Raw genomic sequence first — 24987 nt, forward strand, 5'->3', positions numbered from 1 at the left:
GCCTTGCGACAGTAACTTTATACTATCACCATGTTTCGATACTGTCAATACTAGATTCAAAGAAATATAGAATATCTGCGAGGAAGCCGTCGAACCGTCTTCCTCGCAGTGCTTTTACCTTATTTAAAGACGAGTTCGCCTTTCCATTCCAGCATTCCGCCATCCATATTGATCACATCATAGCCTTGGTTCTCCATAAACGCAGCAGCATTCATGCTTCGATGACCGCCGCGGCAGACAAGTACATATGTGTCGTCCATCGGTAATTCAGGCAGCTTCTCAGGTATTTGCTGCAGCGGGATATGAATTGCTCCAGGAATCATACCTTGCTCTACTTCTTCATCTTCCCGTACATCAATCACTTTATAGGAAGAGGTGCCATTTTCAATTAGTTCATCCAATTCTTCCGGTTGTATATTCCGCATGTTCCGTTCCCCTTTACTTAAAATAGAATCCCTTCCGTAAAACAGAAGGGATTCGCTTATCAGTTTGCTACTACATTGACTAGCTTGCCTGGAACGACAATCACTTTACGGACAGTCTTTCCTTCCAGCCAGCTTTTCATTTGTTCGTCGTTTAGTGCAATTTTCTCAAGTTCTTCTTTTGAAGCATCATGAGGCACCATAACTTTTGATCGCACTTTACCCATTGCCTGTAATACGATTTCGATTTCTTGTTCAACAAGCTTCGACTCATCATGGACCGGCCATTCTGCAAACGTAATCGTATCTTCATGACCAAGTTTACTCCATAGCTCCTCTGCAATATGCGGTGCCACCGGTGAAAGCAATTTCACGAATCCTTCTGCAAATTCACGCGGAATGACAGGCGCTTTGTAACAATCATTGATGAATACCATCAATTGAGAGATACCTGTATTGAAGCGCAAAGCTTCAAAGTCCTCTGTCACTTTTTTCACAGTTTCATGATACGTTTTTTGCAGATCTTCCGATTCTGTATCCTGTACTTTCTCAGAAAGTTCTCCTGTTTCTGTGATAAATAATCGCCATATACGATCAAGGAATCGACGGGAGCCATCCAATCCATTTTCAGACCAAGCAATGGAGGCATCCAGCGGCCCCATGAACATTTCATATAGACGAAGTGTATCTGCACCGTGGGAATCGATAACATCATCAGGGTTCACCACGTTACCTTTGGATTTACTCATCTTCTCATTATTTTCTCCAAGGATCATTCCTTGATTATATAACTTTTGGAAAGGTTCTTTTGTCGGTACAGCACCGATATCAAACAAGAACTTGTGCCAGAAACGCGCATACAGCAAGTGAAGCACAGCATGCTCTGCTCCCCCGATATATACGTCAACCGGCAGCCATTTCTTCAGCGTCTCAAAATCAGCCAGCTTCTCCGGGTTCTTCGGATCGATATAACGAAGGAAGTACCAGCAGCTTCCTGCCCATTGCGGCATTGTATGTGTTTCACGCTTCCCTTTCTTACCTGTTTCGGGATCAGTGACATTCACCCATTCCGTAATATTAGCAAGCGGGGACTCACCAGTGCCGGATGATTTGATTTCATCTGTTTTCGGCAAAACAAGTGGAAGCTCTTCTTCCGGTACACTTGTCATTGTACCATCTTCCCAATGGATTACTGGAATTGGCTCACCCCAGTAGCGCTGACGGCTGAAAATCCAGTCTCGCAGACGATAACTGATCTTTTTCGAACCTTGTTTGTTCTCTTCCAGCCAAGTAATTGCTGCAGATATTGCATCTTGTTTATTCATACCATCAAGGAAATCAGAATTGATATGCGCTCCCTCACCAGTATGAGCTTCATTTTCTATGTCAGCACCTTCGATAACTGCCTTGATCGGCAAATCGAAAGTCTTTGCAAATTCATAGTCGCGTTCATCATGAGCAGGTACAGCCATGATAGCTCCGGAACCATAACTCATAAGTACATAATCCGCAATCCAGATCGGCATTTTCTCGCCATTGACCGGGTTGATTGCATATGCTCCTGTAAAGACACCAGTTTTCTCTTTCGCAAGATCTGTACGCTCCAAATCACTTTTCGCAGCAACTTCTTGTTTGTATGCTTCGACAGCCTTCTGTTGTGCCTCAGTAGTAATTTTATCAACTAACGGGTGCTCTGGGGACAGTACCGCGAATGTAGCACCGAACAAAGTATCCGGACGAGTCGTAAACACATCAAAACTTTCATCAGTGCCTTCTATGCGGAATGTTACTTCCGCACCTTCCGAGCGTCCAATCCAATTGCGTTGCATTTCTTTCAAGCTTTCCGGCCAGTCAAGTTCATCCAAGTCTTCTAGCAGGCGATCGGCATAAGCAGTAATACGAAGCACCCATTGCTTCATCGGCTTGCGGATGACAGGATGTCCGCCCCGTTCACTCTTTCCGTCGATGACTTCTTCATTGGAAAGTACAGTACCAAGAGCTGGACACCAGTTCACTGCTACCTCATCCACATAAGCAAGACCCTTTTTATACAATTGAAGGAAAATCCATTGTGTCCATTTATAGTATTCTGGATCTGTCGTATTAACTTCACGATCCCAATCGTAAGAGAACCCAAGCTCCTTGATCTGTCTTGTGAAGGTCGCGATATTCTTTTTCGTGAATTCTTCCGGATCATTTCCAGTGTCGAGCGCGTACTGCTCTGCAGGTAATCCGAAGGCATCCCAACCGATTGGATGCAGTACTTCATAGCCTTGCATCCGTTTCATGCGAGACAGAATATCTGTAGCTGTATAGCCCTCAGGATGCCCAACATGCAAACCCGCACCGGATGGATAAGGAAACATATCCAGCGCATAAAACTTTTGTTTTTCAGAGGAAGTATCTGTTTTGAATGTTTTATTTTCTTCCCAATAAGCTTGCCATTTCTTTTCGATTTCATGATGATTGAATGACATATCGTGTGCCTCCTGTACTCTCTTCAACTTGAACAATCTGACCGTGAAGCAAAGAAAAAAGCCCCTCATCCCAATAATGGGACGAGAGACTTCTCCCGCGGTACCACCCAACTTAGCGCTAATTGCGCCCGCTCGACATTCCTTAACGCGGAAAACGGCAAAAAGTACTGGCAGTTCCCTTTTGCAATTACGAAGGCGAGTTCACAAGATGCTGGGACGGCTTGCACCGGAATGCCGTCTCTCTTAAACCAAGCAGAGCTTGCTACTACTCCTTCTCCTCATCGTTCACAGTATTGTTGTGTCCAGTGTACGGAACTGGACTGCATTTGTCAAGATTCGGCAGCTTCCGTCCGGAACACCGAAACAGCGTCCTGCAGTTCACGTGTTACACGATCAAGCTGACCGACTGTCATTGCCAGCTGCTCATACGCTCCATACTGGGCATTGGTGGAATGATGGACGATATCGGTCTTCGCAGTATTTTCCTGAAGGGTACTGCTGATTTGTTCTACCCTGCCTAGTACCTCAGCTCCCAGCCGCTCCGATTGGATGCTGCCGTTTTGGATTTGCTGCAGCCGATTCGAGATGGACTGAAACTTTTCTTCGATCTCCATGAATGAGCTTTCCATACTTTCCATAGAAGCTATTTCCGCTTTGGCAATTTCATGGCCGAATTGTACAGCTTCGGATAAACTCATAGTACCCTGTCGAATCGACCCTACCGTCTGATAAATAGCATCTGCAGATGATTTGGACTCATCCGCCAGTTTTCTAATTTCATCTGCAACGACAGCAAAGCCTTTCCCCGCTTCACCCGCTCTTGCAGCCTCAATTGCGGCGTTTAGCGCAAGCAGATTGGTCTGTTCAGCGACAGAAGATACTGATGCTACCATTTGCTCGATTTGCTGGGAGTATTGGATGAAACCTCGAAGCGATGCTTCCATCAAGTCTCTGCTTTCTCCGTTTTTGACCATGAGCTGCTGCTGGTTATGTACAGTTTCCCTGCCGCGTACCGCTGCCTCAGACGCAAGTTTGCCCAGCGCGACTGTTTCCGTAGCAAACGCACTGTTTGCACTGCCTTGCTTATCCATCTGCTCTATCAGCGTCACCGTCTGCTGCAAATCTGCAGAAATTCGCTGCGATCCGGAAGTGATTTCACCAACTGAAGCAGCAATTTCTTTATGGAGCCCCTGTAGATTCTGGTTGTCTTTATCAATTTCAACAGACATTCCGGCTACTTCATCACTAGCCTTCTCAATGGAACCAATCAAATTCTTCAGCTGCTCCGTCATTTGTCCGAAGGCTTGGTTCATCTCACTGATTTCCAGACTACCTGTTTTCTCTAACGGTCCCACCGTTAGATCACCCGCTGCAATTTGGTTCGTCCTGGATGCGAGTGCCAATAGGGGATCTGCAATCGACTTACTCGTTCTTCGAGATGTGTAGTTTGTGATGACTATGAGCAGCAATACGCCTATAACAGACACCACAATCACAAATGTAATCTGATTCTGCAGGGTAAGCTGTTCATCCTCATAAGCTGCTGTACTGTATGCGTTCGCCATATAAATATCATTCAGCAGTCCTTGGACACGGCTTGATAACCGCAGCGCATCCATCTCATTCACATTAGTCAGCAGACTCGTTACTTCTGCCTGCCATTCATCATATTTTTCCTTTCCCGCCTCGAGATATGCTGCTGACTGCCCTTCCGATGATTGCAAAAGCTGCTTGAAGCTTGAATTGCTTTGTTCCATGTAAGAGCGTAAATCAGCCGCGGAAGCATCCGTGCGGATTGTAGTCGTATTCCGCAGTACCTGTCCGGCATTGTTCAGCTGACTGTCAAGCTGTTGAAGCTGAAGGAGATGCTGAACTTGCTCATAACTCGAAGCATTGATCCTTATCATACTGAAAATGATAAAAGCAATGAGCGCCAATGCCAAAGCACTCGTCCCTGCTGCCTGCAGGAATAGTTTCCGTGTCAGTTTCATTTAGCTCACTCCGATTCTAACAGCTTTTGTGTCGCTGTATGGACTTTCCCTTCAACTGTGTCGGTAATACTGACAACAGCGATAGGACTTAACCCGACAGCCTGCTCTTCTAAACCGATCATATGATTTTCAGGCAACTCTTTGCCTTTTGATAACCGTTCAAGAAAATCGAATATAATATGATCAATTTGCACCTGAGCAGACGTGACGACATTTTCAGGAGCGAGATAGCTCTGGTCACCTCCAGCGCCGATCGCATATACATTCGCGAGTGCTGCTTGCTGCAGCATTGCCTTTCCAGCATCGCCAGGCTCAGCGAAAAGAATATCTGCTTCTTCAGCGATCATTTCCTTTGCCGCTTTGCTGCCTGCTGCCTTATCATCTGGCGAAGTCCCCCGAACGAGCAGTTCGGTATCCTTGGACGTATCTGCAATTCCTTGTTCGAAACCTTCCAGGTAAGCACTGGACGACCCGCCAATGAACCCTGCTTTACCTGACTGCGTCACAGTGGCAGCCGCCACTCCAGCCAAATAACCTGCCTGCTTTGTATCAAATGAGTAGCCGAACAGATTTTCTCCTTCCAGCTCCGTCTCAAAAGCTATGTATGTAATTTCGGGATTGACCTTCGACTCACTGATTACCGCATCCTCCGCTGTTGTTTCCAACGTGATAATCATGTCCATTCCTTCTTCCGCTAGTTCCTTTAATGCTTTTTCATAGGTTAATTCTGCAGTGATCTCTTTATATGAATAAATGATATCAAGCCGGTCTCTCGCTTTTGTCAGTCCCTCGATCGCTAAATCATTTCCTTCCTGATCTCCGAGCCCTGCTTCTGTCAAAACGATACCGATACGTTTTTCTTCATCCAGTTTAGCTGCTGCCGGGTTTGCCGCACACCCAGATAAATAACATAGAATCAAGGCACAAATAGGTATTAGGATGTACTTATACATGTCGATATACTCCTTTCTCTTTCTTCATACTAATACTATGGTCCTTACATCGACAGTTTTCTACATATATTTGGTAAATTAATTGTAAATTTTCCTTTACACTAAAGAGATTTGATTTGCTAAATAAGCGCATGTAGCGTAAAAATAAGAGAGTACAATTTGTCAGAGAGAGGATTCAGGGAAATGCTAAAACACGTTATCGCTTATGCACACGAACTGATGGAGCAAGTGATTCAGCCAGGAGATACTGTCATTGATGCAACATGCGGAAATGGGAACGATACACTCGTACTCAGCCGTTATGTCGGCGAAGATGGAAAGGTGCTGGCATTCGATATACAGGAGCAGGCCATCGAAATGACGAGTAAGCACTTAAGCCTGCATGATGTCACGAATACGACGTTGATTCTGGACAGCCACCAGCGTGTCGATCATTATATAACTCCCGAAGATGAAGGGAAGCTTGCTGGAGCCATTTTCAATTTAGGCTATTTGCCAGGGAGCAGTAAAGCTATTACCACCAATGCAGAAAGCACGATTACTGCAATTGAGAAAATCCGTCACGCAATGAAACCCGGCGGCAGAATCGTTTTGGTCGTTTATCATGGCCATCCGGAAGGCGCCATTGAAAAAGAAGGACTGCTTGCCCACGTAAAGGATTATGATCAAAAACATTACGCCGTCTTGCAGTACCGTTTCCTTAACCAAAAGAATACTCCGCCATTCATCATTGCAATCGAGAAGAAAAAATGAAAGAAGCGCGAGCCCCTGGCCAATCGGGGTACGCGCTTCTTTTTTATAGCTTTCAGCAAGAAACTTGATAATATTCGGTGTTATACATATACTCAAAGTCTGTTTTTTAAAAACTGATACGCCATCTGATCAGCTTCCTCTCCCATTGTGGGGCCGTGATTAGCCTTGGAAGCAGCTAGATACATAGCCTCCGCACCAGAAGACACTAGGGCATTATAAAGGCTCTCGCTTTGCTCAATCGGTACCAGAGGGTCTTTACTCCCATGCAAAATCATCATCGGTGGATTATCGGCGCTTGCGTATGTAATCGGACTGCATTTTTTGGCTAGTTCTATATACTTCCAATCCAGTTCACCCGTATCACCTCTTTCCAGCAATCCATTCAAATCCAACAACGATTTTCCAGGCTCAGTATATCCAAGAATTTGGGTTACAACAGTATCCATGGACTTGTCTGCATGATCAACTTCTGTTCCAGACAAATTCTTTAATGCTGCATTGGTATCACTCTTGATGAGTTCTACTAAGTCGGATGGCGGATAAAAAATTGCTGCTGCCCTTACCGCACTTGTATATTCTTGGTTACCGCCGACATCCCCTTCCATTTCCCTGCAATTTGCGCTCATTGCGACCATTGCTGCTAGATGTCCGCCAGCAGAGTTCCCCAACACGCCAATTCGTTCAGGATCGATATGGTATCTATTTGCATTCGCTTTCAAATAACGCACCACTCCCTTGCAGTCATGAATGCACGCCGGGAAAACAGACTGACTGGCCAAGCGATAGGATGGAGATACAATGGTATATCCTTGTTCTACCAACTTTATAAGTTCCCTGAAATATACTGCTTTCTGGGTAACCTGCTTGTATTCTCCATACATCCACCCACCACCAAAATAGTAAATGATGCAGGGACCTGGAGTTTTCTGGTTAAGGTCTTGATAAATGTCCATTTTCAGTGTGTATGACTCACCAGTATCAAGCGCTACCTCGGCAAAGGATATATCTTCGCAGCGCGGCGGCCGGCCTGGCGGACATAATGGTTTTACATTAGAAATCTGTTGTCCCATACACGTTTCCTCCCAATATATATTACAGTCTTTTATAGACCGCCTAGTTGATAAAGGATTCATCCTGATTTGGAATCAAGCTCTCTATCAGGTTAAAACAAAACGACTCCAGCTTAATCCTCGTTATACAAGCTGATTGCATTCCATTCATCAGTTCCTGTTATTACATAATCAACTTACAGGGAACATAATCATCGCACCAACACTTAGCGCGAATATTCGAATCACATACATAGGTACGGAGAACAGCCAGAACTGCGGCAGCTTATACTTACCCATACCTAAGATCATAGCAGGCATACCATCGACTGGCATGTAGCCGCCGTTCCATGCAGATATTACAACTGCAACCGCTGCAGCAGTTGGATCAAGACCCAAACTCAGGCTTGTTGCAATAGCGATCGGTGCAAAGATATATACAGAACCCATATTTGAACCAGTAAACGTAGCACATGTACTAGTTAAAAGAGCAAAAATGAAGATCAGCATGAATGGACTGATATTAGTCCCTAAAGAATTTGCCACGTAGTCTCCTACCATAGCTGTGAATCCAGTCTCAGCCAACGCATTGGCAACCCCTATAACACCGGCCATTAACAGGATGACTGGTGCACCCATATTATCTCGAACTTCCTTGAAGTCAAGTACATTAATTATCAGCAAGAATGCCCCAGCCAGGCCAGGTATGACATAAGCCGCTTCGCCAAATAAATTCATGAGCATCATGCCTGCTACACTTAAGACAAAAGCCGCTATCGTAGCGTATTCTTTCCATTGAGGCATGGTATTGATTTCAGACGCAACTGCCACTTCATCAAATCCAGAATCTTCCGAAATCGGATGATCCGGCAATAGACGATAAGCAACCAAAGCCCACGCCAAAAAACCAAGGGTCAAGATGAAATTCACCACTGCAAACTTAGACATAGAAAGCCCGCCGGTAAATCCAGCTGTTTCCAGTACACTGACAGTAACACCATAAAACAGCGCCACATTGAAAGGAATCAAAGGATGGTTAGTCGCAAATCCCAAAGGCATCATTAATTTAGACGTAGGCATTTTTTTATTGTAAGGGATAGTAGATATCAAAGATAAAATAAGCACGTAGTATCCAGTGGAACCAGGTCCAGCTAAACTGGCACCAAACATAACCACTACAATCAAAAGAGCATAACTTTTGTATCCTCCCTTATTCACCAAAGCAAGCATAGAACTTTGAACCTTACCAATTACACTCGTCTTCATTAGTCCCGCCATGACAACCATAAAGCCGGCGACCATGATAACGCTTGAATTTACAAAGCCGGCGAAAGCCTCGGGAACTGTGGCCAGACCTGTCACTACAAGCAAAAGGGAAGCTATGAGTGGTGGTGCGCCGAAGGCAAACTTATCTGACATGATCATCACAATCATCAGCACCAAGATACCAAGTGCAAGATACATATCCATTGTCATTTTTGTTACTCCTCTCTTAAGTGATGACACTTTGCCATCATCTTGAAGACTTCCTAGAGTCTCTTATGAGTTGCACATCATACTCCCTTACAATCTCGAGCTAATCCCTCCCGATGAAGCGGTTACATTTTAAGGCGCTCCAACGGCAATTTTATATAGGAGCATGTTAAACCGATATCTCAGATTGCTCTGCTGCAATTCAACCGCGCACCTTTACTAGCAATGTGTTCAAACTATATGCGACAGCGTTGCATGAAAGTGTGCTGCGGCTGCTATGCAAACGCAGCACACCGATGCTAGAGTATTAGGAGACAGCCGCTATGTCGCCCCACACTCTATTCATTTACTGGTAGATTCATCTGGCCCTTTCTACTTAGCTTATTTCTCCAGAAGTTGGATTGTAGACCCCTTCGTATTCGCGCTTTGCTCCATAAATGTCCTCAACTGAAAAACCATTATATTTTACACACATTCTATTTTTATACGCGTAAACTAGGTGTAGATACCCTTGCGGATCTTGATAAATAGTTGGATATTCGAACTGTGAATTGTTCGTTTTATTCTCCACTCCAATGAAACCTTCAGCGTGTTCTATAATCCGGCCAATCGGCCAAGTTTTACCAGCATCCTCCGACACTGAAACTACGACAGGGTTTCTTAATCCAGGCCAAGCTACTTTGCCTTTTTCAGGGTTATTAGCTGAATTAGCGTTATATGCAATCGCAATTGCACCGTTATCCAGTTTGATTGCGCTTACACTTGAATTGTTATTTGGCAAGGTTGTTGGCTCAGGAGCTGTCCACGAATCTCCATAATCGGTCGACTCACTTCTATATATATAATCTGCGAATCTGCTTCTCATAAATGCCACTAGATGACCATTCTCCAATTCTATGACGTTGGCATGTACTCGTCCATTACTATCAGGCATACGTACTTCTTTCCAAGTCAGTCCTTCATCGTCCGACACATGCATTACTGTGGGATCATTCGTCAGACCAAATTCGGAATCCTCACATACCCACGTGCTGAAAATCCATCTGCCATTACTTAATACTTGAATAGCTTGTCGTGCAAAAGTACCTTGCTGGTCGAACAACACTTCTGGCTTGGACCAACTTTCACCATTGTCACTTGTTTTTTGATACTTAATAATGGAAGTGAATTGCATATTATCTTTATCTGGCTGTCTGCCTTCCTGGGAAGTATAGATCAACCAAACGGAATTATCTGGTGCATGGAAGAATGATGGGTTTTGCTCACTGCGCGTATCGTCCTGTGAGATGATTTTCGGTTCGTTCCACTCTTGGGAGAGATGATCAAATTTAGATAATACAATTGAAATATCCGGGCTGCCTTCAAATGAACCAGCAAACCATGCACATAGCAAATCACCATTTTCCAACTTTGTAACAGTCGGTGCATGTGCAGTTGAAAATGGTCCAGATGGAATCAAAGAAAAATCAATATTTGTATATGCATCATGATATAATTTACCGTTTGGAATTGACTCGTTAATTACTATTTTATTACTCATACTATTCACCTTATCTTTCTATTTAAATTTCGATTTTAATAACTGCTTTTTTATAATTCGTCGTTTCATCTATATGTTTTAGAGATTTATGTCCATCGTGAGGCAGACAAATGTAGGCCATACCTTTATTGATTTTCATAGTCGTTTTCGGACTGCCGTTTAATCGAACGACATCTTTCTCGGCATTGTATGTAACATCTACTGCTAATTGATCAATGGGTGCCCATGCTACATATTCCGATCCATCCAATACAATTTGAATATCGATATATTTTTTATGAGCTTCAAACGTCCCTTCATCTATGTGAGTCGTAGATCCTTCCTGAAAGAACAAATAGCCTCCATCAAAATCAAATCGCTTATTATAATCTATCTTTGCTTCTTTGAATTTCTTTAAACCGTTGTCGAATTTTGGATTTAAGGATTTATACTCATCCAAATTCTCTATTACATCGAAAATCACATAATTCACTCTTTCCTGCATTAACGGTATGAACTAACTTCTTCCCCAGATAACGGGTTACATTTTTCACATAAGCTTCTTTGATAACTTCCTGAGCAAGATTCTAGGTTCGACACCCATACTGAGATTTTTGGGGATCAAGCACCCATTTTGCATAATGACTATTTTAATTCTTATTTCAAAACTTCCTTTGGAGACAAGTCAGCTGCGGATTGGATAGCCGCAAGCATACTTCTTTCATCTGCAATATTTTTTCCGGCAATATCAAATGCAGTACCATGGTCCACGGAGGTACGAATAACACCGCCATTTAAACCAACCGTGATATTGACCCCCTCTTCCAGGCCTAATACCTTTATCGGAACATGGCCTTGATCATGATAACAGGCAACGATCAAATCAAAATCACCACGAACTGCTCGGAAAAACACAGTGTCTGCAGGATGCGGACCGCTTACATTTATGCCTTCAGAAAATGCTTCCTGTATTCCAGGAACTAGTTTTTCTTCTTCTTCCCCTTCACCAAACAACCCATTTTCACCCGCGTGTGGATTAATTCCGCAAACCGCGATGCTTGGATTTGTATATCCTGCACGTGTCAACGTTTCGTGAGCAAGCTTTACAACCTTATACGTTCGTTCTGGCGTGATAGACTCTACTGCTTTAATCAAGCCAACGTGTGTGGTTAAATGGATGACTTTTAGTTTTGGCGAAGATAACATCATGGAATAATCAGCTGTTTCCGTTAATTCTGCAAGAATTTCAGTATGTCCTGGATATAGATGTCCTCCTTTGTGGAGGGCTTCTTTATTTAATGGCGCAGTACAGATCGATTGAATCTCCTTCTTTTTAGCCGACTCAACTGCCGTTTTCAAATATTGGAAGGCAGCATCTCCTGCTTTTGGGGATAACTCTCCAAAAGGTAAATCAGCTGGCAATAAATCCAAATCAATACAATCGATTCTGCCAAATTCAAATTTACTATCTGAGACAGATGCAATAGTCTCAACAGTTAATGGAGATTGTGTGACGCGGATGGCTCTTTCAATTATTTTCGCATCACCGATCACAATCGGTCTGCATATATCGTAAACAGCTGTATGGCTCAAGGCTTTTACAATAATTTCAGGACCCACACCTGCGGCATCACCCATGGTAATCCCTATAATCGGCTTCACTATATTCCCTCCCACGAACTTCATACTCGGCCTGTCAACATGACTTTCTCTTAGCCATGCTGAAAGCTATAGTGACAACTAAACTAGTAATTTGCGATAAATCGTTTCCATATCCTCTACACTTATATCCTTTGGATTGTTATCCAACAGACGTGTGACTTTCGAAGCCGAAATAGCTAATTCCGGGATATCTTCTTCTGTTACGCCATATTCCTTCAAGTTTTGTGGAATTTCCAGCATGTTCGTCCATTCTACAATACGGTCCACTACATTTTGAGCCACTTCTTCTTTTGAATGTCCTTGAATTTCAATGCCCATTGGTTCTGCTACAAGGTACAATCGATCTGTAATGCTATCCATATTAAATTCCATGACATGACGTAAAAGCATTGAATTTACTACACCATGAGGAATTTTGAACTTTCCTCCCAATGGATAAGCCAGTGCATGTACAGCTGCTGTACCCGCTGCCGTCAGGGCCATCCCGCCATACATAGAACCAACAAGCATTTTTTCTCGCGCTTCAACAGACTGTCCATCTTGATAGGCTTCAACGATACTCGACGAGATAAGGCGAATAGATTCTAATGCAACCATGTCACTGATTAAGTTTGCTTTGTTTGAGATAAATGATTCCAGTGAATGGGTAAACGCATCCATTCCTGTTGCAGCTGTAATAGGCTTTGGTAACCCTAAAGTTAAAAGCGGATCAAGGATTACAATGTTCGGCAGAAGATGCTTGCTTACTATTCCGACTTTTAATTCTTCATCAGGCAATGTAACGATCGCATTTGGCGTTACTTCAGCTCCTGTACCTGAAGTAGTGGGAATTAACACTGTTGGGGTACCAGGTTTTTCAACTAAATCTGTTCCTAACAAATCACGGACTGATTTATTATTCGTTCTTAATACAGATAGAATTTTAGTGGTATCAAGAACGCTTCCTCCTCCAATACCAATTAATACGTCGTAATTTTCAGTGGATGTACTTTGAAATACTTCTTCGATGTTTTCAACTGTTGGTTCAGGAAGGATGTTCGTATTAACATCCGCCTTAATACCCTTTGCTGATAGTTGGTTTGTTATTTGATCTACAAACCCTAAATCTTCCATTGGCGGCTGTGTAATAATTAAAGCCGACTGTATTTTTGTGCCTACTAAATGAAGTTGCTCTCCTAAATCACCAAGAGAATTTGGTCCGGCAATAATATGGTCTGCTGTTTGAAATTTATATAACTTCTGCATTGTCGTTTGTATTGTCCTTACCTCATTTCCTTCACTTTTTATGAATGCAATGGAGTATAGTGTCACTAGCACTGGCATTCTTATTTAAATACCGCTAATACTGCTCCAGTCGAACACCTATTGTTTAATTTTTAAACAACATTCATTTTTATAACGCTTTCATAAATCCATTATATATATCGTTGTTTAATTTATCAACATCTTTTTTTGAAATTTACATGCACTGTCACCGGGAGATGGTATGGAAGCAAATCCGGATACACCTATCACAGTCACAAGCAATTTCCGAATGGTGTCATCCTGATATAATGTGGATTTGAAATGAGCTTAGAATGTCTTAACGGGTACCGGAGTATGTACAGAAATCCCTGTTGTTCGACCTGTTCTGGTGTTCTGTTCTTAACAGCCGTTCATCAGAGAAGAAAAAATGAAAGAAGCGCGAGCCCCTAGCCAATCGGGGTACGCGCTTCTTTCATTTTATTGTATGCCTTGATATTCAAATGGAAAAACTTCGATTTGTTGCCGCTTGCCTTGAGCAATGTTTTGATCATCTCTTTACTATCCGAAAGCAAACTCACTTTGCGATCTGCCAAGTACAGTCCGACAAGCCCGTGATGGACCATCTCATGGAATGACGCATGCGGTAGACGCTGGACACTTTCGTTCGTCCGTTCTATGAAGTATAGGAGTCTTTCCTTCATTTCCTCCGAGTCTCGGTAATAATGGCAGAAATTCAGATCGCCTTCCTCTTCATCCTCCATCTGATCAATATAGTAATCCAGCAGAATGTGAAGTCCTTGCATATATGGAAAATAGCTTTGATAGATATCATCAGCCAATTGCTGGTCGATTTCCATCCCCATTCCATAAGATACAAAGCAGAAGATACCGAGTGTCGACCCGCTGCATGCCGAGAATTCATACCACGTAAGATCCCGGTGTTCCTCTTGATGCAGGGCAAACCAGTTTGTCAGTCTTTCAATCCGCTCTTCCTTCGCTACATGCTTGTGCACTTGCAAATCGCCGTATAATCCAGAAAGTTTCAGCAAATACGGCTGCAGAACTTGCAGATTGGGCTGTTTGCCGAGGATAGTCTGACACGTGAAAACAAGTGAGTGCAAGTATCCGCCGTCTTCTTTTTCATCACGCAATGCATAATAATCCTTCAGCTTTTCACCTGGCTGCAATGCATCCAGCATTGATTGATGCAGCAGGCGAAAATCGTCTGGATCGAGTGAAGTACTGCGATCACATAAATTATCGAGATAGTCACTGATAGTCTGATAGGCAATAATGAACTTGATTGCCTGCTTCCATGCATCACCAGCAAGCAGACTGTACACCGCTCCACCCTGGCAATGGAAGCGTTTGGTCCGAATACTCTCCAGCGCCTGCTTTCGCAGTTCCGGATCCGGTATCGCTTCTGCCCTCTGTGTCCATAGTTCCAATTCTTTATGTACTTCCGGGAATATTTTCCGATATACTTGATGCATAAGTAAAACCGATGACTTTGGTATTTGTTGGGTCATAATGTGATTTCGCTCCTCGAATCCGGGATTGTCTTCATTCCAAAAAATCTATTAATTCTATAAGAACATAAACGAAGGGAGTATTCAAATGATATACGAATACGACAAGAAACGTCCACATGTCCACAAAGATGCTTATGTTGCCCCTGATGCTGTTATTACAGGGGAAGTTACGATTGAAAAAGATGCCAGTATATGGTTTAAGACAGTTATACGCGGAGATGTTGCTCCAGTTGTGATCAATGAAGGCGCCAATGTCCAAGATCTTTGCGTCCTTCATCAAAGCCCTGACCTTCCTCTTATTATAAAGGAAGGAGCCACGATTGGTCATCAAGTTACGCTGCATTCTTGCACAATTGGGAAAAATTCCCTTGTAGGCATGGGCTCACTCGTCCTTGATGGTGCGATCATAGAGGATGGCGCATATGTAGGTGCGGGGTCACTCGTGCCTCCTGGCAAAACGATTCCTTCCGGCAAGCTCGCATTCGGCAGACCTGCTAAAGTCATTCGTGATTTGACCGAAGCCGATTACAAAGATATGGAGCGCATACGAATGGAATATATCAAGAAAAGTAAACAGTATAAAGAAACAACATAAAAAGCCGCTCCTTTTACAGGAACGGCTTTTTTATTATGTGGTCTGCAGCTTGCTTTCCACTCTGTCGACTTTTTGGAACTCCGCAAAGTCATACTTACGTTCAACATAAATCTGATGCCATAGCATGAAGGCAAGTACAGTCCAAATTTTACGGCTGTAGTCTCCCTTGCCTTGACAATGCGCATCCAACAGATTCAAGATATAGTCTTTATGCAAAAGATGATCTGTTTGGCTTTCATGGATAAGTGTCTTCGCCCAGCCATTCAATTCGTTTTTCAGCCAGTGGCGCATCGGTACTGGGAAACCAAGTTTTTTACGATGTAAAACATGATCCGGCACAATGCCTTCTACTGCTTCACGAAGCAAGCTCTTTGTTGTGTTGTTAGCGATTTTCAGATCTTCCGGAATCTCACGGGCAACACGGAATACTTCTTTATCCAAGAATGGCACGCGAAGCTCAAGTGAATGTGCCATTGTCATCTTATCCGCTTTCAATAGGATGTCTCCGCGCATCCATGTATGAATGTCGATATACTGCATCTGATCGACAAGGGATTCGTTTTTCACATTCGCATACAATGGGGCAGTGATCTGTTGATAATGGATTGCATCATTGTATGTTTTCAATAGCTTCTGCTTGTCTGCATCTTCAAACATTTTAGCATTTCCGATATAGCGATCCTTCAATGGTGTTGTACCACGCTCTAGGAAGCTCTTACCGCGTACACCTTCTGGCAAGATTTTAGCCACTCTTGCAAGCAAAGCTTTTGCAGGTCCAGGAATGCTGTCGAACATGCGCAAGGATTCTGGCTCACGGTAAATATTGTAACCGCCGAATAGCTCATCGGAACCTTCACCAGAAAGTACAACCGTTACATGTTTGCTAGCTTCTCTTGCCACAAAATAAAGGGCCACAGCGGATGGATCAGCCAATGGATCATCCATATGCCACATGATTTTCGGAAGTTTCTCTAAATATTCTTCTGGTGTGATGATATGGGAATAGTTTTCTACTCCGAGTTTTTCAGCTGTTTCTTTCGCGACATCAACTTCGGAGAATCCTTCCCGTTCAAAACCAACAGAGAATGTTTTCAAATTCGGATTAAATTGCTTCGCAATGGCTACAATGATGCTGGAATCAATTCCGCCGGAAAGGAATGAACCGACCGGTACATCACTTCGCATATGCTTGCTCACAGAATCATGAAGAACATCCTGGATACGCGTGATCCAAGCTTGCTTGTCCATGATCTTCGGTGAGAATGTCGCATGCCAGTATCGATGGAATTCTATCGGTTCACCTTCACGCTTCACGAAGTAATGACCAGGCTCTATCTTTTTGATACCTTCTGTCATCGTGAATGGCTCCGGTACATACTGGTAGCTCAAATAATGCTGCAGCGCTTCGGTATCAACTGTTTCTGATTCTTCAAGAAGTGTGATGCTCTTCTTCTCAGAAGCGAAGAAAATCTCATCTTCTGTCTCCTTATAAAAGAGCGGTTTGATGCCGAATGGATCACGTGCTCCGAAAAGTGTTTTCTTTTCTTTATCCCATAGCAAGATGCTGAACATACCGCGAAGCTCTTTAAATGCTTCCGTTCCGTATGTATGGTACATCGCAGCGATGACCTCGGTATCGGATTCCGTTTTGAACTCTGCGCCTTTTTTCAGCAATTCTTCACGAAGCTCTACATAGTTGTAGATTTCTCCGTTGAAAACCATCCAGATTTTTTCGTCGTCATAGCTTAATGGCTGAACACCAGCCTCGATATCAATAATACTCAAGCGGCGGAAACCGAATGATACATGCTCGTCATGGTAATATCCTTCATCATCCGGACCGCGGTGCGTGATGATGTTGTTCTGTTGTTTGAATTTATCCTTATCAGCTTGCGTTAGTTGTTTTACGTTCTTTCTAATTACGCCAATCAAACCACACATTTACTTATTAGCCTCTCTTTCATTACTTCTAGCCATTAATTATAGCATAAAACAATTCGGTTCTTGAAGGAAGATTATGGGCGCCGACACAAAAAAAGCAAGAGCGTAATAATCGCTCTTGCCTTTCAAGCAGATTATGCAAATGTATAGCTTTCCAGCTGTACTGCTTTGTCAGTCTGCTCCCAAGGGAAGTTTTTATCTGTACGTCCGAAGTGACCGTATGCAGCCGTATCTTTGTAGATTGGCTGACGCAGGTTCAGCATTTTGATGATGCCGGCAGGACGAAGATCGAATAGATCGCGTACTGCTTTCACCAATGCCTCTTCGGATTGTTTGCTTGTTCCAAAAGTATCGATACTGATGGAAACTGGTTCAGCAACACCGATTGCATAAGCAAGCTGTACTTCACATTTATCAGCAAGACCTGCTGCAACAATGTTCTTCGCAACATAACGTGCTGCATAAGCACCGGAACGGTCCACTTTCGTAGCATCTTTTCCGCTGAATGCTCCGCCGCCGTGACGAGCATAGCCGCCATACGTATCAACGATGATTTTACGGCCAGTCAGACCTGCATCACCTTGCGGTCCGCCGATAACGAAACGACCTGTCGGGTTGATGATGTATTTCGTATTTTCGTCCAGCAATTCCGCCGGAACAACAGGTTTGATAACAAGCTCTTTCAAATCAGCGTGGATCTGAGATTGCTCGACTTCCGGATGATGCTGCGTGGAGATGACAATCGTATCAATACGTACTGGCTGATCGTTTTCATCATATTCTACTGTTACTTGTGTTTTCCCATCCGGGCGTAAGTAATCCACAGTCTCATCTTTGCGTATCTTCGCCAATTGCTTGGATAGACGGTGCGCCAGTGAAATTGGCAGAGGCATGTATTCTGGTGTTTCATTGCTTGCATAGCCAAACATCAAGCCTTGGTCACCTGCGCCGATTGCATCGATTTCTTCGTCTGTCATCAGCCCTTCACGAGCCTCAAGCGCCTGATCGACACCGCCTGCGATATCAGGAGATTGCTCATCGATTGCAGTCAATACAGCACATGTATCAGCATCAAAGCCATATTTCGCACGTGTATAACCAATTTCCTTGATTGTTCTACGGACAATGCTTTGGATATCAACATAAGCGCTTGTTGTGATTTCACCTGCAACAAGTACAAGCCCTGTCGTAACAGTCGTCTCACAAGCAACACGGGCATTCGGATCCTTAGCTAGTATTTCATCTAATATAGCATCCGAAATCTGATCACAGATTTTATCCGGATGGCCTTCAGTAACGGATTCTGAGGTAAATAATCGACGATTAGCAGTCATTCTGCCAAATCCCCCTTCAACTACGATTAATACGGAAGTTTTACTCTTTCCAAGTATGTTATTAAGAAACTTGATAATGGGTGAAGGTTGAAAGAGCACTACCAATAGTATTGCTCTTTTTCTGTTATTAAGCCGTTACATAAAAAAAACCTTCCATCATAACAGAAGGATGGCTTATTCCCTCTCTTATCGTTCAAGGTATCCCTTGCTCAGGTTGAGCACCATTTCACAAATGTGACGGTTGCCGGGTTTCTTAGGGCCTGTCCCTCCGCCTACTCTGAATAAGAGTGTTTTCCGTTCGCAACTATGTTATCGGAACAGCCTACAGAAGTCAACAAAATCATGTTAATACCAACTAAAAAACTCGGAATTATAATTCAATAAAGCATCCACTTATTGATTGCATTTTAAAATAGTATGTATTAATATTTTAATGTGTTATACTAATTAAAAATTTAAAAAAGGCGGGATCCAGATGCGAATGATGCACGCGTTAACAGCGTTAGAAGAAATGCGCTCCCAATCCAATGTAAGAAAAAACCTATCCGCGGCTCAGCTGACGGAGGCGGCATTGTCCCGCCAAGAAGCACGTCTGACAAAGACTGGTGCTCTGCGGGCTGCGACAGGAAAATATACCGGCCGCTCACCAAAAGATAAATTCATCGTCAAAGACGAGCTTTCCGAAAACAAAGTGGACTGGGGAAAAGTCAACCAGCCTATCAGCGAAGAAATATTCGAACACTTATTAGGTAAAGTCGTCGACTACCTGCAGGCGCAGGAAGAAGTTTTCTCATTCCAAGGGTTTGCCGGAGCTGATGAACGCTACCACCTTCCGATACAGGTTATCAATGAATACGCTTGGCATAATCTGTTCGCCCACCAATTGTTCATCCGGCCGAGTGAAGAAGAGCTGGCAGCACATAAACCTGCATTCACTGTCATCTCTGCTCCTGGTGTAAAAGCAGATCCGCTAGTCGATGGCACTAATTCAGAAGCATTTGTAATCGTCTCTTTCAAACAGCGCGTAATCGTGATAGGCGGTACAGAATATGCCGGGGAAATGAAGAAATCCATTTTCTCTGTAATGAATTTTCTCCTGCCACAGCAGGAGATCCTTCCGATGCACTGCTCAGCCAACGTCGGGCCTGATGGTGATACAACCCTCTTCTTCGGTTTATCCGGAACAGGTAAGACGACACTATCAGCTGATCCGAACAGACCTTTGATCGGGGATGACGAACACGGCTGGTCACCTGATGGTATCTTCAATATTGAAGGCGGCTGTTACGCTAAGTGCATCAATCTTTCCGCTGAAAAAGAACCGGAAATTCATGGCGCCATCAAATTCGGTACGATTCTTGAAAATGTAGCAGTTGATGAAGCTGGTGTTTGTGATTATGAAGATGGATCTGTAACGGAAAACACACGTGCAGCTTACCCGATTGACTACATCAAGGGCAGCCTGCCGAAGAGCTTGGCAGGTCATCCAAAAACAATCGTCTTCCTGACAGCAGATGCGACCGGCGTCCTGCCGCCAATCAGTAAACTGACAACTGAACAGGCAATGTATCACTTCCTTAGCGGCTATACGAGCAAGCTTGCCGGAACAGAGCGAGGCGTCACAGAACCTGAAGCAACATTCTCGACTTGCTTCGGTGCTCCATTCCTGCCGCTGGCACCTTCTGTTTATGCTGATATGCTCGGGGAAAAAATCAGTGAGCATCAAGCAGAGGTATATCTAGTCAATACCGGCTGGACGGGTGGAGATTATCACTCCGGTTCCCGAATGAAGCTTGCTTTTACAAGAGCAATGGTTCAGGCTGCTCTCAGCGGAGAACTGCATGATACAGAGACTACGCAAGATCCAATCTTCGGCCTGCATGTTCCTGTCTCTATTGCAAATGTGCCAGCAGAGCTGCTGATGCCGGAAAATGCATGGGAGGATAAAGCTGCTTACAAAGCGAAGGCACAAGAACTTGCAGTAAAATTCCACCAAAATTTTGCTAAATTCGATTTCATTGATGAAGCTGTCCGCCAAGCGGGACCGCTATACAGATAAAAAGAACTGCCCCATAATCGGGGCAGTTCTTTTACATTGTCTTTTCAAACTTATCTATATGGTGCAATGCACTAGGCAGCACCTTATCTTTCATCATAAAGCTATATTCTGCATGCTGTGCCAGATGGGAAGGGAACTTCTCGACCAGTACTGGTCCATATGTTTCCAAGTAATTGGATTTCTTTTTCAGTTCCGAAATGATGGCATAATAGACATTCTTTACGATATGTCCAGCCTTGCCAGCTACGAAGTACTGACCGACATACTTCAGCTGCTGAACAACACCGCCAGTCTCCTCCATTACCTCCCGCAAAGCAGCGTGCTCAGCGGTTTCTCCTTTTTCCACCTTGCCGCCAGGGAACTCCAATCCCCGATCCTTATGACGCGTGAGCAGCCATTTGCTGCCGTATCGGCAAATCACCCACACATGTTTAGGCTGATCAGAAAATGGATGATCGGCAAAAGACATCTTCACTTCATTATTGTAGTAATCTCTGAACGTAATCATCTTCCCACTGCCTTCTTCACATCAAACCTACAAGTATTTGACTGCTGCGATCTTCCAGCCTCCGTCATACAAGAATTTGATCTCGATTGTATAGTTACCGTGCAAATCATCGGTATTGCTTTGTGTAATTGTAACATACTTATCGGAGTCTGTTTCCACTTTGTATGAATTATCAGGATTGAACCAAGCAGGTGTCTCCGTTGGCAGAATATACAAGCCATCCGCTTCCTCAGTGAAATAGAAATCGACAATCGGCCCGCTAACATCTCTGGTAGCCACTTCGTCAAAACTTTTTAGCAAATCTTCCTTCGTACTATAATTTAGAACTTTGTAATTTGTATCAATGTCCTGTGTGACTTTATCCATAAATGCATCTGTCAGTTGTACTATTTGTTCTTTATTCAGTTCCGCCTTCTCGACAGTCTCATTTTTTTCAGCTGTAACTGCAGATATATTGTCTGTTTGGTATGATAGCGCGAATGTAAATGGGACTAGGAGCATGATGATTGCAGCTATTGCTTTTTTCCAAGTTGGTTGAAGCATAAATAGTCCTCCTTATGTAGTCATGTTATAGGTATTCCTCATCTGTAAGCATTTAAAACCCTGAATGTTTGTAGGATTTTCATACTGTTTGTCGCTTTCTGACACTTAACCTCAATTAAGTATTCAAACGCTATATTTGAAAAAGTGTTGTTCCTATAAAAGAATATGCATCTGATTTGTAAAATAAAGGGAGGTGAGCATATGAATTACAAATGGCTTGATGAAGAATTACATACAACACGTTTAACTCAAAATCCTTTCTAATTTATCTGGCTAACAAAAGATAATGGATGGTTATTCTTGATGAAGCACTGCTATCTAAGTTTGTTTATACTAGTCAGCCACCACTATTTCCAATCCTGCGGTGCAGCTGATTCTTCCCAGTGAAGCAGAAGCGGATCAGAATAAAACAATTCCTTCGGCTGATGATATAAAGTTCTGAAGAAAAACTTATCTATGCAGCTTAGCCTCTCACTTGCCACAATACTTAAATTTACAGATGGCAATAGATGCTTCTGCAGACGGAGATTCAGCTGCGATTGATATCGATCAGCTATAACATAGGAAGACTCCAATCGTATGGAACCGATTCAGATACTGCCGAAGCTCGAAATACCCCGGACATAACAGCTTACCCATCCTCTGACTTCTAATAGCTTTATAATGACGTGAGTATTAACAACTGCTGCTCCCTAAAGTAAGTATTTAACCTGACTCTAGTGCTGATGTCTCACTCCTCATCTAGGTATTATGCTTCCCTTTTGTAATCATTTCCAAAAAGTTTGTAGTTACTTATTACTGAATGTAGAATTTTGTAGGAAATTGTGAAGCGAATTCATGTAAAATACGTAATGAATTGATAAGCTTTCCATACGGACTAATTTTTGACATCTATTGTAATAAGACATGCTCCGTTTGTAATAAGGTAACGGGGTCCGTGAAAAGCAAATTATTTTGGAGGGATTAGATGAAATCGGTAAAACACCTTGGCTGGTTAGTATTAGCACTGGCACTATTCTTGACTGGATGCGGAACAGACAGCGCTTCTACAGATGCGGAAGGCAAAGAAAAGAAAGGCCCGACGCCGGAAGAAATACTGCAAAAATCCGCCGAAGCCAATGAAAACTTGAATAGCTATGATATGGATATGACAATGGATATGGACGTTAAAGCTTCTGGAATGGATCAATCCATGACTACAACAGCAGACGGTACTATCGTGATGGATCCACTTTCCTCAAAACTCAGCATGGATTCCATGGGACAGCAATTCGATATGTACATCAAGGACAATATGATTTATATGTATGAGCCAGCATCCGATATGTGGATGAAGATGGATGCTGAATCAGAGATCGGCGCTTCACTTGGAACCGATCAGGTTGCACAGCCTTTGGATGAGCAAATCCAGCAAGTTAAAGATTTGGCAGAAAGTATCAAAGTATCCGAAACGGATACGGAGTATGTACTTGATGTTGTAGTAGCAGAAGATAAGATGATGAGCTTTATGGAAGAACAGATGGGTGCAGCAGGCGAAAGCCTCGAGAGCATGGGTAACTTTACTTTCGATAAGTTCAATTACACGATCTCCATCGATAAAGAGACAAATTATCCGAAGAATATCAAATTGGATATGGTCATGAAGATGGAAGAAGCCGGTGACGAAGCGACCGTCAATGCATTGATGGATATGAATTACGAAAACTACAATGCAACAGACAGCATCGAAATTCCAGCTGAAGCAGATAGCGCAGTAGACATCTCTGATCAACCAGCTGCAACTTACTAAACAAGAAAGGCACCAGGATACCCTGGTGCCTTTTCACTTTAAATATTATATTTCACATCTGCATCTTTTTCGAGCTCGTCCACTTTTTCAAGCATGACTGTCTGCAGGTTCTGCTGTTCCATTGTTGCTTTCAGCTGATCTTTGATGTCATCATATTTTGGCAGGCTGTCTTCCTGTTCACTTTCTTTAGCCTGTTTTTCCATTTCTTCATAATATGTCTTCATATCGTCTTCTGTCACTTCTTTTGGTGAGAGCTCTTCATCCACATATTTATTTACAAGCAAACCTTCTTTCAAACGCTGCTTGTACTCATCTTCTGTTGTACCGGCAGCTTCCAAAGCTTCCTTGAATTTGTCTTCATTTTCGAACTGTTCTTTTGCAGATTGCATTTGCTCATCCACTTCTTTATCAGAAACCTCGTAGTTTTTCTTCTCCGCTTCCTGGAAAAGCAGTTCATTTCCTACAAGACTTTTCAACACTTGGTCCTTTAATTCCTTCGCACCATCATCAGTTGTCGGATCCTCTCCGTTGGCCTGTGATTGCTGCTGAGCAGAAGAAAGAAGTGAATTATACTCTTCGCCTTTAATCTCCGTACCGTTGACAGTCGCAACTGTCTTATCCGGATCTACTTGCTGTTCCTCCATCTTTTTCTGCATTTCTTCCATTTGCTTTTGTGCTTCTTCCTGGTCAGCTGTGGAAGCATTGTCAGATGATTTATCCTCATCATTCCCGCATGCAGCCAATACGATAGCTAGTACCAGCATCAGGCATAGGGTTGTAATACGTTTCATAAAATAGAAACCCCTCTCTTCGTGTATGGTTACGAATGTAACATCTATTAGCTGTCAACTCAAGTATACCACGTATTTTTAGTAGAAAAGTAAGAGAAAGGCGCCCAGTTAGAGGGCGCCTTTTCAAGCATACTGTTTTTTACTATTTTTATGATCTTTACTATCAGGGCGGCATGTACGGCTCCCGGAACGAAAAAGATGAGTGTCAATACTAGATTAAGCAATGCTTTAAATGGCTTGCCCGTGAACAACACGGCAACAGGAGGCAATACAATTGCCAGCAGGTACATAAACATAGGTACTCCTCCTCTAAGCAGCATTACTATAGAAGTACCCTTATCTGCTCCCTTT

Annotated in this window: 21 protein-coding genes, 1 riboswitch and 1 other annotated feature; of the genes, 4 read left to right on the forward strand and 17 right to left on the reverse strand. The window is 43.2% G+C overall.

Translation table 11 applies throughout. From position 1 onward, the window contains the following. Nucleotides 1–119: 119 nt before the first annotated feature. From CHH91_RS15020 to CHH91_RS15035, 4 genes are all read right to left on the reverse strand, one after another. Complete coding sequence (locus CHH91_RS15020; RefSeq protein WP_095224270.1) at nucleotides 120–425, reverse strand: rhodanese-like domain-containing protein; 306 nt, start codon at nucleotides 423–425, stop codon at nucleotides 120–122. 59 nt (nucleotides 426–484) lie between these two features. After that, nucleotides 485–2899 carry a leucine--tRNA ligase gene (gene leuS, locus CHH91_RS15025; RefSeq protein ID WP_095224271.1) on the reverse strand — a complete coding sequence of 805 codons (2415 nt, stop codon included), beginning with the start codon at nucleotides 2897–2899 and terminating at the stop codon, nucleotides 485–487. A gap of 74 nt (nucleotides 2900–2973) precedes the next feature. Beyond that, nucleotides 2974–3187 (reverse strand) — a binding site (T-box leader). A 41-nt stretch (nucleotides 3188–3228) separates the two neighbouring features. After that, the gene (locus CHH91_RS15030; RefSeq protein ID WP_095224272.1) at nucleotides 3229–4890 is read right to left on the reverse strand and encodes a methyl-accepting chemotaxis protein; all 1662 of its coding nucleotides are present in this window, start codon (nucleotides 4888–4890) and stop codon (nucleotides 3229–3231) included. Between the two features lie 5 nt (nucleotides 4891–4895). Further along, a complete protein-coding gene (locus CHH91_RS15035) occupies nucleotides 4896–5843 on the reverse strand; it encodes a BMP family ABC transporter substrate-binding protein (protein WP_095224273.1) in 948 nt (315 codons plus the stop codon). Between the two features lie 183 nt (nucleotides 5844–6026). On the opposite strand from CHH91_RS15035, the gene mnmM reads away from it, so the two are divergent. Further along, nucleotides 6027–6596 (forward strand): tRNA 5-(aminomethyl)-2-thiouridylate-methyltransferase MnmM, encoded by a 570-nt coding sequence (gene mnmM / locus CHH91_RS15040; protein WP_095224439.1) that lies wholly within the window; start codon nucleotides 6027–6029, stop codon nucleotides 6594–6596. A gap of 92 nt (nucleotides 6597–6688) precedes the next feature. Here mnmM and CHH91_RS15045 read toward each other — a convergent pair whose 3' ends face one another. The 7 genes from CHH91_RS15045 to CHH91_RS15075 form a co-directional block, all read right to left on the reverse strand. Continuing rightward, a complete protein-coding gene (locus tag CHH91_RS15045; protein ID WP_095224274.1) occupies nucleotides 6689–7666 on the reverse strand; it encodes an alpha/beta hydrolase in 978 nt (325 codons plus the stop codon). A gap of 171 nt (nucleotides 7667–7837) precedes the next feature. After that, complete coding sequence (locus tag CHH91_RS15050) at nucleotides 7838–9121, reverse strand: SLC13 family permease (protein WP_095224275.1); 1284 nt, start codon at nucleotides 9119–9121, stop codon at nucleotides 7838–7840. 373 nt (nucleotides 9122–9494) lie between these two features. Beyond that, nucleotides 9495–10658, reverse strand: coding sequence for a sialidase family protein (locus CHH91_RS15055; RefSeq protein ID WP_095224276.1), 1164 nt, complete (start codon nucleotides 10656–10658; stop codon nucleotides 9495–9497). A gap of 22 nt (nucleotides 10659–10680) precedes the next feature. Next, entirely contained in the window at nucleotides 10681–11121 is a 441-nt protein-coding gene (locus tag CHH91_RS15060) for a NanQ anomerase/TabA/YiaL family protein (RefSeq protein WP_176465810.1), read from the reverse strand. Nucleotides 11122–11294: 173 nt separating this feature from the next. Further along, a complete protein-coding gene (gene pdxA / locus CHH91_RS15065; protein ID WP_095224278.1) occupies nucleotides 11295–12299 on the reverse strand; it encodes a 4-hydroxythreonine-4-phosphate dehydrogenase PdxA in 1005 nt (334 codons plus the stop codon). A gap of 78 nt (nucleotides 12300–12377) precedes the next feature. After that, nucleotides 12378–13544 (reverse strand): iron-containing alcohol dehydrogenase, encoded by a 1167-nt coding sequence (locus CHH91_RS15070; protein ID WP_095224440.1) that lies wholly within the window; start codon nucleotides 13542–13544, stop codon nucleotides 12378–12380. Nucleotides 13545–13990: 446 nt separating this feature from the next. After that, nucleotides 13991–15073 (reverse strand): tetraprenyl-beta-curcumene synthase family protein, encoded by a 1083-nt coding sequence (locus CHH91_RS15075; protein ID WP_095224279.1) that lies wholly within the window; start codon nucleotides 15071–15073, stop codon nucleotides 13991–13993. Nucleotides 15074–15161: 88 nt separating this feature from the next. Here CHH91_RS15075 and CHH91_RS15080 point away from each other — a divergent pair, with 88 nt between their 5' ends. Then, complete coding sequence (locus CHH91_RS15080; protein ID WP_095224280.1) at nucleotides 15162–15671, forward strand: gamma carbonic anhydrase; 510 nt, start codon at nucleotides 15162–15164, stop codon at nucleotides 15669–15671. A gap of 33 nt (nucleotides 15672–15704) precedes the next feature. Here CHH91_RS15080 and asnB read toward each other — a convergent pair whose 3' ends face one another. Together asnB and metK are read right to left on the reverse strand one after the other, a co-directional pair. Next, a complete protein-coding gene (gene asnB / locus CHH91_RS15085; protein WP_095224281.1) occupies nucleotides 15705–17612 on the reverse strand; it encodes an asparagine synthase (glutamine-hydrolyzing) in 1908 nt (635 codons plus the stop codon). 134 nt (nucleotides 17613–17746) lie between these two features. Then, on the reverse strand, nucleotides 17747–18946 hold the full coding sequence (gene metK, locus CHH91_RS15090; protein WP_095224282.1) for a methionine adenosyltransferase: 1200 nt from the start codon (nucleotides 18944–18946) through the stop codon (nucleotides 17747–17749). A 183-nt stretch (nucleotides 18947–19129) separates the two neighbouring features. Continuing rightward, nucleotides 19130–19234, reverse strand: a riboswitch (SAM riboswitch). 187 nt (nucleotides 19235–19421) lie between these two features. Between metK and pckA the strand changes: the two genes are divergently transcribed. Then, a complete protein-coding gene (gene pckA / locus CHH91_RS15095; protein WP_095224283.1) occupies nucleotides 19422–21005 on the forward strand; it encodes a phosphoenolpyruvate carboxykinase (ATP) in 1584 nt (527 codons plus the stop codon). A 31-nt stretch (nucleotides 21006–21036) separates the two neighbouring features. Here the strand turns inward: pckA and ytkD are convergent, their stop codons facing one another. Then, on the reverse strand, nucleotides 21037–21513 hold the full coding sequence (gene ytkD / locus CHH91_RS15100; protein ID WP_095224284.1) for an RNA deprotection pyrophosphohydrolase: 477 nt from the start codon (nucleotides 21511–21513) through the stop codon (nucleotides 21037–21039). A 27-nt stretch (nucleotides 21514–21540) separates the two neighbouring features. After that, complete coding sequence (locus tag CHH91_RS15105) at nucleotides 21541–22056, reverse strand: hypothetical protein (RefSeq protein ID WP_095224285.1); 516 nt, start codon at nucleotides 22054–22056, stop codon at nucleotides 21541–21543. A 967-nt stretch (nucleotides 22057–23023) separates the two neighbouring features. Between CHH91_RS15105 and CHH91_RS15110 the strand changes: the two genes are divergently transcribed. After that, the gene (locus tag CHH91_RS15110; protein WP_095224286.1) at nucleotides 23024–23845 is read left to right on the forward strand and encodes a DUF6612 family protein; all 822 of its coding nucleotides are present in this window, start codon (nucleotides 23024–23026) and stop codon (nucleotides 23843–23845) included. Between the two features lie 38 nt (nucleotides 23846–23883). Here the strand turns inward: CHH91_RS15110 and CHH91_RS15115 are convergent, their stop codons facing one another. After that, the gene (locus tag CHH91_RS15115; protein ID WP_095224287.1) at nucleotides 23884–24636 is read right to left on the reverse strand and encodes a SurA N-terminal domain-containing protein; all 753 of its coding nucleotides are present in this window, start codon (nucleotides 24634–24636) and stop codon (nucleotides 23884–23886) included. A gap of 59 nt (nucleotides 24637–24695) precedes the next feature. Then, nucleotides 24696–24926 (reverse strand): YqaE/Pmp3 family membrane protein, encoded by a 231-nt coding sequence (locus CHH91_RS15120; RefSeq protein ID WP_286160813.1) that lies wholly within the window; start codon nucleotides 24924–24926, stop codon nucleotides 24696–24698. Between the last annotated feature and the right edge of the window lie 61 nt (nucleotides 24927–24987).

The sequence above is a fragment of the Virgibacillus sp. 7505 genome (genome assembly GCF_002272135.1).
In the GTDB taxonomy this organism is placed as follows: domain Bacteria; phylum Bacillota; class Bacilli; order Bacillales; family Amphibacillaceae; genus Terribacillus.